General features: G+C 61.5%; 16 protein-coding genes. 10 read left to right on the forward strand and 6 right to left on the reverse strand.

Features of this window, described 5'->3' with window-relative positions:
- Positions 1-765, reverse strand: a complete 765-nt coding sequence (locus ACIQWS_RS23150; protein ID WP_403184699.1) for an enoyl-CoA hydratase-related protein — start codon at positions 763-765, stop codon at positions 1-3.
- A gap of 137 nt (positions 766-902) precedes the next feature.
- On the opposite strand from ACIQWS_RS23150, the gene ACIQWS_RS23155 reads away from it, so the two are divergent.
- The 7 genes from ACIQWS_RS23155 to ACIQWS_RS23185 are packed head-to-tail and all read left to right on the forward strand — an operon-like array spanning position 903 to position 8,485.
- Positions 903-3,200, forward strand: a complete 2,298-nt coding sequence (locus ACIQWS_RS23155) for a bifunctional salicylyl-CoA 5-hydroxylase/oxidoreductase (RefSeq protein ID WP_403184700.1) — start codon at positions 903-905, stop codon at positions 3,198-3,200.
- A gap of 3 nt (positions 3,201-3,203) precedes the next feature.
- A complete protein-coding gene (locus ACIQWS_RS23160; protein WP_403184853.1) occupies positions 3,204-3,965 on the forward strand; it encodes an SDR family NAD(P)-dependent oxidoreductase in 762 nt (253 codons plus the stop codon).
- On the forward strand, positions 3,962-4,465 hold the full coding sequence (locus tag ACIQWS_RS23165; RefSeq protein WP_346305733.1) for a MarR family transcriptional regulator: 504 nt from the start codon (positions 3,962-3,964) through the stop codon (positions 4,463-4,465). Before ACIQWS_RS23160 ends, ACIQWS_RS23165 begins: the two co-directional genes overlap by 4 nt.
- Entirely contained in the window at positions 4,458-5,270 is an 813-nt protein-coding gene (locus ACIQWS_RS23170; RefSeq protein ID WP_403184702.1) for an enoyl-CoA hydratase family protein, read from the forward strand. Before ACIQWS_RS23165 ends, ACIQWS_RS23170 begins: the two co-directional genes overlap by 8 nt.
- A 1-nt stretch (position 5,271) precedes the next feature.
- A complete protein-coding gene (locus tag ACIQWS_RS23175) occupies positions 5,272-6,426 on the forward strand; it encodes an acyl-CoA dehydrogenase family protein (RefSeq protein WP_403184704.1) in 1,155 nt (384 codons plus the stop codon).
- 5 nt (positions 6,427-6,431) lie between these two features.
- A complete protein-coding gene (locus ACIQWS_RS23180) occupies positions 6,432-8,057 on the forward strand; it encodes an AMP-binding protein (protein WP_346305730.1) in 1,626 nt (541 codons plus the stop codon).
- 29 nt (positions 8,058-8,086) lie between these two features.
- Positions 8,087-8,485, forward strand: coding sequence for a RidA family protein (locus ACIQWS_RS23185; RefSeq protein ID WP_288193455.1), 399 nt, complete (start codon positions 8,087-8,089; stop codon positions 8,483-8,485).
- A gap of 23 nt (positions 8,486-8,508) precedes the next feature.
- Here the strand turns inward: ACIQWS_RS23185 and ACIQWS_RS23190 are convergent, their stop codons facing one another.
- Genes ACIQWS_RS23190 through ACIQWS_RS23210 form a run of 5 tightly spaced genes read right to left on the reverse strand, consistent with a single transcriptional unit; the run spans position 8,509 to position 12,585 of the window.
- Complete coding sequence (locus ACIQWS_RS23190; protein ID WP_403184708.1) at positions 8,509-9,009, reverse strand: GAF domain-containing protein; 501 nt, start codon at positions 9,007-9,009, stop codon at positions 8,509-8,511.
- A gap of 23 nt (positions 9,010-9,032) precedes the next feature.
- Complete coding sequence (locus ACIQWS_RS23195; protein ID WP_403184711.1) at positions 9,033-9,773, reverse strand: ABC transporter ATP-binding protein; 741 nt, start codon at positions 9,771-9,773, stop codon at positions 9,033-9,035.
- Positions 9,770-10,606: an ABC transporter ATP-binding protein gene (locus tag ACIQWS_RS23200; protein ID WP_403184712.1), complete on the reverse strand. Its 837-nt coding sequence runs from the start codon at positions 10,604-10,606 to the stop codon at positions 9,770-9,772. Before ACIQWS_RS23200 ends, ACIQWS_RS23195 begins: the two co-directional genes overlap by 4 nt.
- A complete protein-coding gene (locus tag ACIQWS_RS23205) occupies positions 10,603-11,508 on the reverse strand; it encodes an ABC transporter permease (protein WP_223615392.1) in 906 nt (301 codons plus the stop codon). The genes ACIQWS_RS23200 and ACIQWS_RS23205 overlap by 4 nt, the downstream gene beginning before the upstream one ends.
- Positions 11,509-11,517: 9 nt before the next feature.
- Complete coding sequence (locus ACIQWS_RS23210) at positions 11,518-12,585, reverse strand: ABC transporter permease (RefSeq protein WP_403184855.1); 1,068 nt, start codon at positions 12,583-12,585, stop codon at positions 11,518-11,520.
- Between the two features lie 203 nt (positions 12,586-12,788).
- Here ACIQWS_RS23210 and ACIQWS_RS23215 point away from each other — a divergent pair, with 203 nt between their 5' ends.
- The 3 genes from ACIQWS_RS23215 (at position 12,789) to ACIQWS_RS23225 (ending at position 16,172) form a co-directional block, all read left to right on the forward strand.
- The gene (locus ACIQWS_RS23215) at positions 12,789-13,370 is read left to right on the forward strand and encodes an XRE family transcriptional regulator (protein ID WP_346305724.1); all 582 of its coding nucleotides are present in this window, start codon (positions 12,789-12,791) and stop codon (positions 13,368-13,370) included.
- Positions 13,371-13,421: 51 nt separating this feature from the next.
- Positions 13,422-15,011, forward strand: coding sequence for an ABC transporter substrate-binding protein (locus tag ACIQWS_RS23220; RefSeq protein ID WP_403184716.1), 1,590 nt, complete (start codon positions 13,422-13,424; stop codon positions 15,009-15,011).
- Positions 15,012-15,083: 72 nt separating this feature from the next.
- Positions 15,084-16,172, forward strand: coding sequence for a Xaa-Pro peptidase family protein (locus ACIQWS_RS23225; protein WP_346305722.1), 1,089 nt, complete (start codon positions 15,084-15,086; stop codon positions 16,170-16,172).
- Positions 16,173-16,280 lie beyond the last annotated feature (108 nt).

Raw genomic sequence — 16,280 nt, forward strand, 5'->3', positions numbered from 1 at the left:
CTAGCGCCCCCGGAATTCGGGTTGGCGCTTGGCGCGGAAGGCGGCAATGCCCTCGGCCTTGTCGTCAGTCGAGAGCAGCAATTCGAACGACCGGCGCTCCAGCGCCAGGGCATTCTGATCGTCCAGTGCTGTCAGCACCGCCTGCTTGACGAACTGCTGGGCCAGCGGTGCGCCCTTGGCGAGTTTCGCGGCAAGGTCTTCAGCCGTCGCGAGGCTTTCCCCGGCCGGGGTGCCGTGCGACGCAATACCCCAGTCGAACGCATCGGTGCCGCTGATGGTTTCACCGGTCAGCAGCAGCCGCATTGCCCGGGATTTTCCCAGAAGCGCTGTCAGCCGCTGAATGCCGCCCGCACCGGGAATAAGGCCGAGCCGGATTTCCGGCTGCCCGAAGGTGGCATTGCCGGCAGCAACGATCAGGTCGCAGCGCTGCGCCAGTTCAAATCCGCCGCCGAGACAATAGCCCTCCACCGCCGCGATCAGCGGCTTGCGCACCCTGGCGATGGCGTCCCATGCATGCAGGCGCAGATCGTGCACGCCATCGACGGATGTTTTGTCGGCGATTTCGCCGACGTCAGCGCCAGAAGCAAAATTGCCCTCGGCGCCGGTGAGGATGATGGTGCGGATTTCGGGGTCGCGGTCAAAGCGCGCGAGGCTGTCGGCCAGCTGCTTGAGCATGCTGGTGTTCAGCGCATTGCGCGCCTCGGGGCGTGTCAATGTCAGGATGGCGTAACCATCCTTCACGTCGGTTTGGATATAGTTTTCCATATCGCATCCCCCCTGCAGTTTGCTCTGCTTGACCAGACTATCCCTATAAATCGGAAATTATTCAAGCTTGAAATTTCATGCTTGAAATTATTTTGATGCGGTGACACGATGAGCAAGGTCAAACGGGAGTGTGCCTGATGAAGATCGCCTGTCTTGGAGGAGGGCCCGCCGGTCTCTATTTCGCGATCAGCATGAAGCTGCGCGATCCCGGCCACGACATCACGGTGATCGAGCGCAACAGGGCCGATGACACCTTCGGCTGGGGCGTGGTGCTGTCAAGCGAAACCCTGTCCAATCTCGCCGCCAACGATCCCGTCAGTGCCGATGCGATCCGCGACCATTTCGCCTATTGGGACGATATTGCCGTTCATTTCAAGCAGACCGAGACGGTGTCGACCGGCCACGGCTTTTGCGGCATCGGGCGCAAGACGCTGCTGATGCTGCTGCAGGAGCGGGCGCGCGAACTCGGCGTCAAGCTGCAGTTTGAAACACCTGTCGAAGACATCGCCGCCCTTGCCAAGAATTACGATCTGGTCGTTGCCGCCGACGGGTTGAATTCCCGCGCCCGCTCGACCTTTGCCGCGCATTTCAAGCCGGAAATCGACACGCGCAAATGCAAGTTCGTCTGGCTTGGCACACACCAGAAATTCGACGATGCCTTCACCTTCATCTTTGAGGAAACCGAGCATGGCTGGGTCTGGGCGCATGCCTACCAGTTCGATGCGGATACGGCGACATTCATCGTCGAATGCAGCCAGCAGACCTGGGACAAGTTCGGCTTTGGCGCAATGAGCCAGCAGGAGTCGATTGCGGTCTGCGAGCGGATTTTCGCCAAATATCTTGGCGGCCATGCGCTGATGACCAATGCCAACCATATCCGCGGTTCGGCCTGGATCAGTTTTCCGCGCGTGCTGTGCGAAAAGTGGTCCCACGACAATGTGGTCCTGCTGGGCGATGCGGCGGCGACTGCGCATTTCTCCATCGGTTCCGGTACCAAGCTGGCGCTGGAAAGCGCGATTGCGTTGGCTGGTTATCTGCATTCGGAAAAGTCCGTTGCGGACGCCTTTGCCAAATACGAGGACGAGCGGCGGCTGCAGGTGCTGCGGCTGCAATCGGCTGCACGCAATTCACTCGAATGGTTCGAGGAGGTCGAGCGCTATTTCGATCTCGATCCGGTCCAGTTCAACTATTCGCTTCTGACCCGCTCGCAGCGCATCAGCCATGAAAACCTGCGGCTGCGTGACAGGGCGTGGCTGGGAAGCGCCGAAGCGTGGTTTCAGGAAAAGGCCGGGGCGAAGCGGGGAACGCAGCGCGCACCGATGTTTGCACCGTTCAAACTGCGTGATCTGACCCTGAAGAACCGCATCGTGGTCTCTCCGATGGCGCAGTACAAGGCTATCGACGGGACACCCACCGACTGGCATCTCGTCCATTACGGCGAGCGCGCCAAGGGCGGGGCGGGTCTGGTGACCATCGAGATGACCTGCGTCAGTTCGGAAGGGCGGATCACGCCCGGCTGCACCGGCATGTATGCGCCGGAGCATGAGGTGGCGTGGAAGCGCATTGTCGATTTCATCCATGCGGAGACGGGGGCGAAGGTCAGCTGCCAGCTTGGGCATTCCGGTGCGAAGGGCTCGACGCGCCTTGGCTGGGAGGGAACGGATGTGCCGCTGCCTGACGGCAACTGGCCGGTCCTGTCCGCCTCCGATCTGCCGTGGTCAGCGGACAACCAGACACCTACCGCCATGACCCGGGCCGATATGGATCGGGTTCGTGACCAGTTCGTTGCCTCGGCCGAAATGGCTGACCGGGCCGGGTTCGACATGCTGGAAATCCATGCGGCGCATGGCTATCTCCTGTCGTCGTTCATAACGCCGGTCATGAACAACCGCACCGACGCCTATGGCGGCTCCCTGGAAAACCGTATGCGCTATCCCTTGGAGATTTTCCGTGCGGTGCGTCTCGTCTGGCCGTCGGGAAAGCCGATATCCATGCGCATTTCCGCCAATGACTGGGTAGGCGAGAAAGGCATAACCCCGCAGGATGCCGTCGATATTGCGCGGATGCTGCAGGAGGCGGGTGTCGATATCTGCGACGTGTCGGCTGGACAGACCTCGATAGACGCCAAGCCGGTGTATGGCCGCATGTTCCAGACGCCGTTCTCCGACCGCATCCGTAACGAGACGGGCATGGCAACCATGGCCGTCGGCAATATCTACGAGCCGGATCACGCCAATTCCATCCTGCTTGCCGGCCGTGCCGATCTTGTCTGCCTTGCACGCCCGCATCTCGCCGATCCCTACTGGACCCTGCATGCGGCCGTGGCGCTGGGTGACAAGGGCGTGGACTGGCCGAAACCCTATTATCCCGGGCGGGATCAGATGTACCGGCTGGCGGAGCGTGCCGAAGTCATTGCTCCCATCGAGGGCGCGTAGATGATGCAGTCACTCCAGGGCAAGGTCGCATTGGTCACCGGCGGCGGCTCCGGCGTCGGCGCCGCCATCGCGCTTGCCCTGGCGGGCGAGGGGGCAAAGGTGGTGATTGCGGGCCGCCGGATGGATGCCTTGAATGAGATCGCGGCACAGTCGGAACGCATTGTTCCCATCGCTGCCGATGTCACGGATGAGGGTTCCTCCCGCCAGCTGTTCGAACGCATCCGCAGCGAAGCCGGTCCGCTCGACATCGCCATTGCCAATGCCGGGTCGGCTGCCAGCATGCCATTCCAGAAACTTGACCTTGCGACATGGCAAAGCCAGATCGATCTCAACCTGACCGGCGTGTTCCTGACCTTCCAGCAGGGATTGGCGGATATGTTGGCGAAAAATGACGGACGGCTGATTGCCATTGCCTCGACGGCGGGGCTGAAGGGCTATCCCTATGTCTCAGCCTATGCCGCGGCGAAACACGGCGTGATCGGGCTGGTGCAATCGCTGGCGCTGGAACTGGCGAAGACCGGGGTGACAGTCAATGCCGTCTGTCCCGGCTTCACCGAAACGCCGATGCTTGAACGCGCCATCGAAACGATCATGCAGAAGACCGGCAAGAGCCATGCGGACGCCGTTGCAGCGCTTGTTGCATCCAATCCGCAGAAACGCCTGATCCAGCCTGCGGAGATCGCGCAGACGGTGCTCTGGCTGTGCGGCGCGCATTCCGGCTCCGTCACCGGGCAGGCCATATCCATTTCAGGAGGCGAAGTATGAGCAGCAAGACCAGCCCGTCCGCCGCCCGCAAAGCCGGGCCCGAGCAGGTGAAGCAGAGCCTGCGCGTCTGGCTGAAAATGCTCAAGGCGACCAAGCATGTCGAGGCGGTGGTGCGCGAAAACCTGCGGGTCGAGTTCGATACGACCCTGCCGCGTTTTGATGTCATGGCCGCGCTCTACCGGTTCGAGGAGGGGCTGAAAATGAGCGAGCTCTCCTCGGCGCTGCGGGTTTCCAACGGCAATGTCACCGGCATCATCGAGCGGCTCGTGTTGGATGGGGCGGTGTTGCGGGTGCCGGTTGCGGGTGACAAACGCGCCATGCTGGTCCGGCTAACCCAGCGGGGCCGGGATGAGTTCGCCCGGATGGCCGCCGCGCATGAGCTTTGGATCAACGAGATTTTCGGCAGCCTGCCGGTGGATGTGACAGCCGGGCTGCTCGCCACGCTGGACACGATTGAACATGCGCAAGGACTGCACAGCGAGGGGGAACACGATGCGTGAGATGGCAAATTACACGGCGACCCATTTCAAATGGCATGTCACCGACGGCATCGCGGTTATCTCGCTTGATCGGCCGGAGCGCAAGAACCCGCTGACATTCGACAGCTATGCCGAATTGCGCGACTGTTTTCGCGCGCTCGTCTATGCCGACGACATCAAGGCCGTGGTTTTCGGCTCCAATGGCGGCAATTTCTGCTCGGGCGGCGATGTGCACGATATCATCGGCCCGCTTCTGCAGATGGACATGAAGAGCCTGCTGGAATTCACCCGCATGACGGGCGATCTGGTCAAGGCCATCATGCATTGTGGCAAGCCGGTTATCGCCGCCGTGGACGGCGTGTGCGTGGGTGCAGGCGCGATCATCGCCATGGCGTCCGATCTGCGTCTGGCGACACCGGCCGCCAAAACCGCCTTCCTGTTCACGCGTGTCGGACTTGCCGGCTGCGATATGGGCGCCTGCGCCATCCTGCCAAGGATCATTGGCCAGGGCCGCGCAGCCGAGCTGCTTTATACCGGGCGCAGCATGTCGGCCGAAGAGGGCGAGCGCTGGGGCTTCTACAACCGCATTGTCGATGCGGAAACACTGGACGCTGAGGCGCTGAAACTGGCAAGGCGCCTCGCCGAAGGCCCGACATTCGGCCATATGATGACCAAGACCATGCTCAATCAGGAATGGTCCATGTCGATCGATCAGGCCATCGAGGCGGAAGCGCAGGCGCAGGCTCTGTGCATGCAGACGCAGGATTTCCAGCGGGCCTATGATGCCTTCGTTGCGCATCAGACCCCCGTGTTCAAGGGCGACTGAGATGATGGACCGCAGCTTCCTGTCATGGCCTTTCTTCGACGATGTGCATCGCCGGCTCGCCGATGCGGTGGAGCAGTGGGCCACGGACAACACCGGCCATATCGATCATGAAAAGGTCGATGACGCCTGCCGCGAACTGGTTGCCAGGCTTGGAGCGGCCGGTCTTCTCAAGCACACGGCAATTGATCCGGCAGCCGGTGGCAAGCTTGACGTGCGCAGCCTTTGCATCATCCGCGAGACGCTGGCGCGGCACGATGGTCTGGCGGATTTCGCCTTTGCCATGCAGGGGCTCGGCACCGGCGCACTCTCCCTGTTCGGGACCGATGCGCAGAAGCGGGAATGGCTGACGCGGACGCGGGCGGGCAAGGCGCTCTCGGCCTTCGCCCTCAGTGAACCGCAATCGGGATCCGACGTTGCCAATCTTGAGCTGTCAGCCGTGCGCGATGGCGACGGATTTGTCCTCAACGGCGAAAAGACCTGGATTTCCAATGGCGGCATCGCCGATGTCTATACGGTGTTTGCCCGCACCGGTGAGGGGGAGGGTGCCAAGGGCATTTCTGCCTTCATCGTGCCCGCGGCTACGCCGGGCCTGATCATTGCCGAACGTCTTGAAGTGATCGCGCCGCATCCGCTGGCGCGGCTGGTCTTCGATAATTGCCGGATTCCGGCATCCGCGCTGATCGGTTCACCGGGGCAGGGTTTCCGCATCGCCATGTCGGTGCTTGATGTTTTCCGCTCGACCGTTGCGGCAGCCGCGCTGGGCTTTGCCCGTAGGGCGCTCGAGGAAGCGGTCAAGCGCGCCAATGGCCGCCATCTCTTCGGTGCACCCATGTCCGAGCTGCAGATGGTGCAGGGGCATATTGCCGACATGGCGCTCGACATCGATGCGGCGGCGCTGCTCGTCTACCGGGCGGCGTGGCTGAAGGACAGCGGCGCTGAACGGGTCAGCCGGGAAGCCGCTATGGCCAAGCTCTATGCCACCGACCGCGCGCAGAGCGTGATCGACAAGGCAGTCCAGATCCACGGCGGGGACGGCGTGCGCAAAGGCAGTGTCGTCGAGCGCCTCTACCGGGAAATCAGGGCATTGCGCATCTATGAAGGTGCGTCGGACGTACAAAAAATAATCATCGCAAGGCATGAACTTGCAAGGGGATAAAGAGAATGTTGGGACCATCGGCGCATACGGATCACTTTACCCGGGATAATCTTCCTCCGCTTGAGGAATGGCCGGAATTGCTGATGGAAAATTTCCAGTATCCGGAATGGCTGAATGCCGCCGTGGAACTGACCGACGCGATGGTGGCCAAGGGGTTCGGTGACAATACGGCGCTGATCGGCAATGGCCGCCGCCGCACCTACAAGGAACTGACCGACTGGACCAACCGCATCGCCCATGCGCTGGTGGAGAACTACGGCGTTGAGCCGGGCAACCGCATTCTGATCCGCTCCGCCAACAATCCGGCCATGGTCGCCTGCTGGCTGGCGGCAACCAAGGTGGGTGCCGTCGTCGTCAATACCATGCCGATGCTGCGGGCCGGCGAACTCACCCAGATCGTCGACAAGGCGCAGATATCCCTGGCGCTGTGCGATACGCGGCTGCTCGAAGACATGGAGACCTGCGCCAAAACGAGCAGGTTCCTGAAGCGCGTTGTCGGCTTTGACGGCACGGCCAATCACGAGGCGGAACTGGACCGGATCGCGCTCGACAAATCCGTGCGTTTTGAGGCGGTGAAGACCGGCCGCGACGATGTTGCGCTGCTCGGCTTCACATCGGGCACCACGGGCGAGCCGAAGGCGACGATGCACTTTCATCGGGATCTTCTCATCATCGCCGACGGCTATGCGAAGGAAGTGCTTGATGTGCGTCCTGACGATGTATTCGTGGGCTCGCCGCCGCTTGCCTTCACCTTCGGTCTTGGCGGGCTGGCGATCTTCCCCCTGCGGTTCGGCGCGGCGGCAACTCTTCTGGAACAGGCGACACCGCCGAAGATGATCGACATCATCGAGACCTACAAGGCAACGATCAGCTTTACCGCGCCGACCGCCTACCGGGTCATGCTGCAGGCGATGAACGAGGGGGCGGATCTTTCCTCGCTGCGCATCGCGGTTTCGGCGGGCGAGACGCTGCCAGCGCCGATCTACGAAGCCTGGATGCAGAAGACCGGCAAGCCGCTGCTCGACGGTATCGGCGCCACGGAAATGCTGCACATCTTCATCAGCAACCGGCTGGAGGATTCGGGGCCGGGCAAGACGGGCAAGCCCGTCAGCGGCTACCAGGCCATTATAGTCGATGAGGCGATGCGCGAAGTGCCGCGCGGCGAGATCGGCAGGCTGGCGGTGCGCGGGCCGATCGGCTGCCGCTATCTCGCCGACAAGCGCCAGAAGAATTATGTGCGCGACGGCTGGAATTTGACCGGCGATTCTTTCTTTCAGGACGCGGATGGCTATTTCCATTTCGCCGCGCGCTCGGACGACATGATCATCTCCGCCGGTTACAACATTGCCGGTCCCGAGGTGGAAGCGGCACTGCTCGCCCATCCCGATGTCAGCGAATGCGCGGTCATTGGCGCTCCCGACGCGGAGCGCGGCCAGATCGTGCAGGCGCATGTGGTGCTGCAGGCGGGTGTGGCGGCCAGCGAGGAAACGGTCAAGCGCTTGCAGGACCATGTCAAACAGGTCATAGCGCCGTACAAATATCCGCGTTCGATCAAGTTCCTCGATGCGCTGCCCAAGACGGCGACCGGGAAAATACAGCGCTTTCAATTGCGCAAGGCATATCAGCAATAACCCATTTAATAATCAGGCAGGAAACTCGAATGGCAGAGATCATACACCCGCAGGGCTGGCCGGCGGCAAAGGGATACTCCAACGGCATGGCAGCCGAGGGGAAGGTCATCTTTGTCGGCGGCCAGATCGGCTGGACCAAGGACCAGACATTCGAGACCGATGATTTCGTCGAGCAGGCCGAGCAGGCGATGCGCAACATTGTCGATATCCTGGCAAGTGCGGGTGCCGAGACAACCGATCTCGTGCGGCTGACCTGGTTCATCACCGACAAGAAGGTCTATGTCGCCGAACAGAAACGGCTGGGCGAAGCCTATCGCCGCGTTTTCGGCCGGCACTATCCGGCGATGACCCTGGTACAGGTCGTGGCCCTCCTGGAAGATCGCGCCTTGGTTGAAATCGAGGCGACAGCCGTCATTCCTGCCCGCTGATTGCACGGGCAGGAGCGCACTGGCTAGGCGGCCTTGCTGGCCGCCAGAAACGCCAGCTTGGCCGGAATGGCCAGCAGTTTGGAGCGCTCGACCCGCTCCGGCGTGTAGTGGTGCTCGACATCGAGGCAATTGACCGTGCCGAGCAGCTCGCCCGCAATCACCACGGGAATGTTGATGACCGAGCCGCAGCCGAGCGCCCAGATCGTTTCATGGTCGGAAAACACCGTCGCGATATCGGCGATGGTGTTGGCAACGAAGGACTGCCTGTCCTTGTGCACGGTGTCGAACCAACGGTCGTAATGGATCGGCTTGGTGCCGGACATCGGATAACTCTCGGCGTCGGAGGTGTATTCACGGCGGGCCAGCTCGTTCTTCATGTCGACGGTCATGATGGTGAACAGCTTGGCGCCGATGATCTTCTGCGACAGCGTCTGCAATGCCTGCCACGGCGCTTCGGCATGGGTGCCCGCGGCAATGGCCGCGTCAAATTCGGCCAAAGCCGTTGCTACTTCATCCTGTGTCATTTTCATTTCCTTGGGGTCATTGTTCAACCGGCATGCGCGACGCTGATATCCATCAGTTCACGCGAATAGGTTTCCTGGAGCGCACCGCGCTTGAGGTCGGCCACAGCGGCGATCTCGACAATCCGCCCGTGGCGCATCACCGCCAGACGGTCGCAGAGGAAGGACACGACAGGCAGGTTGTGGGTCACCATGAGGAAGGTGAGGTTCTGTTCGCGGCGCAGGCGCTTCAGCAGATTGAGAATCTCGGCCTGTACCGAGACATCGAGCGCCGAGGTCGGCTCGTCCAAAAGCAGGAGCTTGGGTTCAAGCATCAGGGCGCGGGCGATGGCGACGCGCTGGCGCTGGCCGCCGGACAATTGATGGGGATAGCGGAAACGGAACTTGCGGTCGAGCCCGACCGCAACCAGCATATCCTCGACCCGGCCGTTCTGATTGCCGATGCCATGGATGGCCAGCGGTTCGCTCAGGATGGCATCGATGGTTTTACGCGGATGCAGCGAACCATAGGGGTCCTGAAACACCATCTGGCAATGCCGGGCGAAATGCTGGTCGATACCATGCGTGCGCGCCTGGCCGAAAGCGGTGATCGATCCGGTCCATTGTGGTGCGAGACCGGCAACCGCTTTCAGCACCGTCGATTTGCCGGAGCCGCTTTCGCCGACCAGCGCAAAGCTCTCGCCCTCCGCGATATCGAGGGTGATGCCGTGGGTGATCTGGGTCTCGCCATAGGAGATGTCGAGATGTTTCAGGGAAAGCGCGGTCATTTGGCCACCCATGCGCTGCGGTCGAGAACGGGCAGTTCGTCACGCGTTTCATCGAGCCGCGGAATGGCGGCAATCAGTCCGCGCGTATAGGGATGCACGGCGTTGCGCAATTCGCCCGCCTGGCATTCCTCGACGATCTCGCCGGTGTTCATCACCAGTATGCGGTCGCAATAGCTGGAGACGAGGTTGAGGTCATGGCTGATGAAGATCAGGCCCATGCCTTTGCGTTTGACCTGCTCGTCGATGATATCGAGAACCTGTGCCTGCACCGAAACGTCGAGCGCCGAGGTGGGCTCGTCGGCAATCAGCAGATCAGGCTCGGGGATGAGCATCATGGCGATCATCACCCGCTGGCCCATGCCGCCGGATATCTCGTGCGGATAAAGGCTGGCGACCCGTTCGGGATCATCGATGCGCACGGCTTCGAGCATGGTGAGCACGCGCCTTTGGGTTTCCCGGCGGGGCGGGCGCTGGTGGGTTTGCAGGGCTTCGGCAATCTGCTCGCCCACAGTCATGACGGGGTTGAGCGAGAATTTGGGGTCCTGCATCACCATGGAGATGCGGGCGCCGCGAATGCCGCGCATTGCCCTCTCTGACTGTTGCAGCAGGTCGATACCGTCGAAGCGGAACCTGTCAGCACGGATCGTTCCCGGCGCGCGGATGAGTTTGAGTATGGCGCGCCCGGTCATCGATTTGCCCGAGCCGCTTTCGCCGACAATGCCCAGCCGTTCGCGGCCAAGCGTGAAGGAGGCACCGCGCACCACGTCGATCATGCCCTTGTGCGTGGGGAAGGAGACCCGCAGGTTTTCAATCTCAAGCAGGGGCTTACTCACCGCTGTTCTCCGCTCTTGGGATCGAGGACATCGCGCAGGCCGTCGCCGAGGAAACAGAAGCCGAGGCTGACAATGATGATGGCAAAGCCCGGCATGGTGGCGACCCACCACTGGTCGAGGATGAACGAGCGGCCGCGCGCAATCATGGCGCCCCATTCAGGCAGCGGAGGCTGCGCCCCGAGGCCGATGAAGCCGAGACCGGCGGCGGTCAGGATGATGCCGGCCATGTCGAGCGTGACGCGCACGATCATTGAGGAGGTGCACAGCGGCAGCACGTGGCCGAGAATGACCCGCAGCGACGATGCGCCCTGCAGGCGGATGGCGGCAATGAACTCCGCATTCTTGAAGGTGAGTGTTTCCGCCCGGGCGATGCGGGCGTAGCCAGGCCATGAGGTGATGGCGATGGCGATGATGGCGTTCTCGATGCCGGGCCCCAATGCCGCGACGAGGGCGAGCGCCAGGATGAGTTTCGGCATGGACAGGAAAATATCGGTGACGCCCATAAGGACGCGGTCAATCCATCCGCCGAAATATCCTGATATGGCGCCGATGATCAGGCCGGCAGGCGCTGCCAGCACCGCGACCAGCACGACGATGACCAATGTGATGCGCGCGCCGTAGACGACGCGGGACCAGATGTCCCGCCCCAGCTCATCGGTCCCCATCCAGTTGCCGCTGCCGGGCGGCAGCAGGCGCTGCGCCAGATCCTGCTTCAGCGGATCATGGGTTGCGATCAGCGGCGCGAAGATCGCCGTGAGGATCAATACCAGAATGATGATCGCGCCGACGGCTGCCAGCGGATTGCGCGACAGGGCGCCGCATATCCGGTAGAGGCGGCCGAGCCGGGCCTGCAGGCGGGAGGCGGGGCTGTCATCGATCAGCCAGCTGTGGACGTTTGCCATCAGGAGCTCCTAACGCGCACGGGGATCGAGGACGCGGTAGAGCACGTCGGAAATCTTGTTGATGCCGATGAACACCGCGCCGATCACCAGCGTGGCACCGAGAACGGCGGACATGTCGGCATTGAGCAGCGCCACGGTGAGATAATTGCCGATGCCCGGCCAGGAGAAGATCGTCTCGATCATCACCGATCCCTCCAGCAGGCCCGCATAGGAAAGGCCGATCACGGTGATCAGGGGAACCAGAATGGGCCGGAAGGCATGGCGCCAGATGACCAGCCGCTCCGAAACGCCCTTGACGCGCGCGGTCGTCACATATTCCTGCGACAACTGGTCGAGCATGAAGGAGCGCGTCATGCGCGCGATATAGGCAAGGCTGAAGAAGCCGAGCACGGAGGCCGGCAAGGCCAGATGCCAGAGCGCATTGACAAAAATCTCGGGTTCACCGGCAAGCAGGCTGTCGATCAGCACGATGCCGGTGACGGGATCGACGAGGCCATCATAGAAGATGTCGAGGCGGCCGGGTCCGGCGACCCATTTCAACCGTGCATAGAAGACGGCAAGGCCGACAAGGCCGAGCCAGAAGGCTGGCACGGCATAGCCCAAAAGCCCGATCACCCGGATGACCTGATCAACGAGGCTGCCTCTGCGGCTCGCCGCATAGACACCCATGGGAACGCCGAGCAGGACGCCGATGATGATGCCGAGCGTTGCCATTTCGAGTGTTGCGGGGAACACGCGCTTCAGGTCGTCGAGAACGAGTTTGCCCGTCGACACGGATGTGCCGAGGTCGCCCGACAGGACTGAGCCAACATAGCGGATGAACTGGATGGGAGCGGGCTGGTCCAGGCCCATCTGTAGCCGTGCCGCCTCGTAGACAGCGCGCGGCGCCCGGTCACCCACGACGGCCAGAACCGGGTCGATGGGAACAACGCGGCCGATAAAGAAGGTGATTGCCAGAAGCCCGAGAAAGGTGATGAGCACCGATACGACGAACCCGGCCAGCCCGAGCAGCAGGCGGGCGCCACGGCTCCTGTGCAAGCCCGGCCGTCTGACCGGCTTGGTGGCAATATCTGCCACTGTTTCGGATTCGAATGCCAAACCCAGAGCCTTCCCCATTTTGGGCCATTGGGTTGGCCCATGTGTGTCGATTGTTCCCGTTGATCCCGGTCTGAAAGTCGCAGGTGTAATGACACTTTCCCTGACCTCGCCGAAGATTCTGCTTGGACCATACAAAAATTTTTGCTTAGATCAAAGAAATTTTACTGGGATTGGAATCGCCCATGACGTCCGAACTTCGCAACGCTGCGCCACAGCCCAAGGTCGGGGCCATGATCCGGGCACGCCGGCGGCAACTGCAGCTGACATTGCAGGAAATCTGCGACGCTGCAGGTATTTCGGTCGGCTATCTCAGCCAGGTCGAGCGCGATCATGCCACACCGTCGCTGGGAACGCTTGCACAGATTGCGCGCAGTCTCGACGTCGGAGTGGATTATTTCATTGCCACGCCCACGGCGGAAGATGCGCTGACCCGTCAGGGCGAGCGGCAGAAGTTTTCGGTCGACGGTTCCTCCATTGTCTACGAACAGATCGCCGCGGATTTTGCCGGGAACGTCCTCTCGTCCGTCATCATGCACATACCGGCGGGTTATCGTTCCGAAACGGTCAGCCACGAAGGCGAAGAAATCCTCTACGTGCTGGAGGGTGCCATCACCCACAGGCTCGATGACGAGGAAGTGGTGATCTCGGCGGGCGACAGCCTGCATTTTCGCGGCAACCGGCCCCATGCCTGGTGGAATGACACCGGCAAGACGGCGCGGGTTCTGTGGACGGGGACACTGCCCGTGTTCCGGCCCCGGCTCTAAAACCTTCAACAAAAAACCCAACAACAAGAACAATCCAGAGGAGAATGAAGAATGAAACTGTTCAAGGCGGCACTGCTGGCCGCTTCCATGATCGTATCGGCAGCGCCGCTTGCCCATGCGGCAACGCCCGGCAATGCGCTTGTCGTGGCCCAGAATATCGACGACATCGTCAGCATCGATCCGGCCGAGGCCTATGAGTTCACCTCGGGCGAATATGTGACCCAGACCTATGACCGTCTGGTGCAGTATGATGCGCCCGATGTGAAGACGCTGGCGCCAGGTCTGGCGACGGCATGGACGGCGGATGATGCCGCCAGGACCATCACCTTCACCCTGCGGGACGGCGTGAAATTCACATCCGGCAACCCGCTGCGTGCGGAAGATGTGGTCTATTCCTGGAAGCGCGTCATCGCGCTGAACAAGGCGCCTGCCTTCATCCTGGCGCAGCTGGGCTGGACCCCTGCAAACTATGACAAGATGGTCACGGCTTCAGGCAATAAGATCGTCGTCAAATATGATGGCGATTTCTCGTCCGCCTTTGTGCTCAACGTTCTTGCCGCCCGCCCGGCCTCGATCATCGATGCGGTGACAGTGCAGGGCCACGAAGCCAATGGCGACATGGGCAATGCCTGGCTCAAGGCGAATTCCGCCGGGACAGGCCCCTTCGTCCTGAAGGCTTTCCGTCCGGCCGAGATCATCAACCTTGCCGGCAATCCCAACTATTTCGGCGGCGCACCGGCAATGAAGTCGGTCATCATCCGCCACGTGGCGGAAGCGGCGACACAGCAATTGCTGCTCGAATCCGGCGATGTGGACATTGCCAAGAACCTGACGCCGGATCAGGTCGCCAGCCTTTCGACCAAGGGTACGGTCAATGTGGAAACCTATCCGCAGGCCGCCGTGCATTTCCTCAGCCTGAACCAGAAGGACGAGGCGCTGACCAATCCGGCCATCTGGGAGGCCGCACGTTATCTCGTCAACTACAAGGGCATGACGGACTCGTTCCTCAAGGGGCAGATGCAGGTGCATCAGGCATTCTGGCCGGCGGGTTTCCCCGGATCGCTCGATGAGACGCCCTATACCTATGATCCGGCCAAGGCGAAGAAGATCCTTGCCGATGCCGGCGTGAAAACCCCGATCAAGGTGACGCTGGATGTGATCAATTCAACGCCGTTCACCGATATGGCGCAGTCGCTGCAGGCGGGTTTTGCCGAAGCCGGGATCAACTTCAACATCATTCCGGGAACGGGCAGCCAGGTCATCACCAAATACCGTGCCCGCACCCACGAAGCCATGCTGCTCTATTGGGGCCCGGATTTCATGGACCCGGATTCGAACGCCAAGGCATTTGCCTTCAACGAGGACAATTCGGACGGCAATTACCAGTCGACCACCACGTGGCGCAATGGCTGGGCGGTGCCTGCCGAACTCAATGCTGCAACCAAGGCGGCGCGCGCTGAGGCGGACCAGTCCAAGCGCAATCAGATGTATGTCGACCTGCAGAAGCAGGTGCAGGCGAAATCACCGATCATCGTCATGTTCCAGGCGGCCACACAGGTTGCGCTCGCCAAGACTGTTTCGGGCTATGTGAACGGTGCAACATCGGACTTCGTCTTCTACCGCCTCGTGAAGAAGAACTGACCAGAAACTTTAAAGGCCGTCCGGATCGTCGGGCGGCCTTGCCACGGCATCCATAACAACGGGAATAGTAAAATGTCTGAACTTCGGATGGCGCGCCTGCGGGAGCGCATGGCTGAAACCGGAACCGACCTTGTCGTCGTTGGTCCGTCCTCGCATATGGTCTGGCTTGCCGGGCTCTCGCCGCATGGCGACGAGCGGCCGGTCATGCTGTTTGTCGGCAGGGATCACGCCGGGATACTGATGCCGGCACTCAATGCCGACAGCTCGCGCCAGCATACCGACCTGCCGTTCTACCCATGGACGGATGGCGAGGGTCCCGATGCGGCGCTGGCCGCTGTTTTGAAAGACGTCGTCGGGACAAAACAGGATATCAGGATCGCGCTTGATGAAACGATGCGGGCGGATTTCGCCCTGCTGGTGATCGATGCGCTGCCGGGTGCCAGGCGCACCTTCCTCAACGACACCGTCGGCTATCTGCGCGCCCGCAAGGACGAGGCGGAATATGCCGCGCTCAAGGCCAATGCGCTCATCAATGACGGCGCGATGCGGGCAGCTTTTGCCGCGTTGAAGCCCGGCGTGACCGAGCTCGAGATTGCCGGTGTTGTCCGGGACTACTACAAGGCAAACAATGCGAAGCCGGAATTCACCAGCGTCTGCTTCGGTGAAAATGGCGCATATCCGCACCATCACACCGGCGAGCGCGTGCTGAAGGCCAATGAAGCGGTGCTGATCGACATTGGCGGGCGCAGTGACGGCTATCCCAGCGACATGACCCGTGTTGCCGTCTGCGGTGAAACGCCCGCGGATTTCGACAAGGTGCACGCGGTTCTCGATGCCGCCGTCAAGGCGGCGCTGGCTGCAGCCAAACCGGGGGTTGCCGCCAAGGAAGTTGACAAGGCGGCGCGCGATGTCATCACGCAGGCGGGTTACGGTGAATATTTCCTGCACCGCACCGGCCATGGCATGGGTATCGACATCCACGAGCCGCCCTATATCACCGCGACTTCCGAGGCCATTCTCGAGGACGGGCATGTGTTCTCGATCGAGCCGGGCATTTACCTCAGCGGTAAATTCGGCGTCCGCCTTGAGGAGATCGTCATTATGCGCGGCAACAGGGCGGAAGTGCTGTCCGAACTGCCGCGGGCTGCCTTCAAGGCCTGATCCATTGCGCTGAAGGCGGCCGTTTCGGGTGTGAAGCGGCCGCCCGCACTACTTTTGTTGATGTGCGCTAATGTAGCATTGCACAATTTGAGGGCATGCGCAAAATTA

Source organism: Phyllobacterium sp. NPDC097923, from assembly GCF_044760925.1.
In the GTDB taxonomy this organism is placed as follows: domain Bacteria; phylum Pseudomonadota; class Alphaproteobacteria; order Rhizobiales; family Rhizobiaceae; genus Phyllobacterium; species Phyllobacterium calauticae.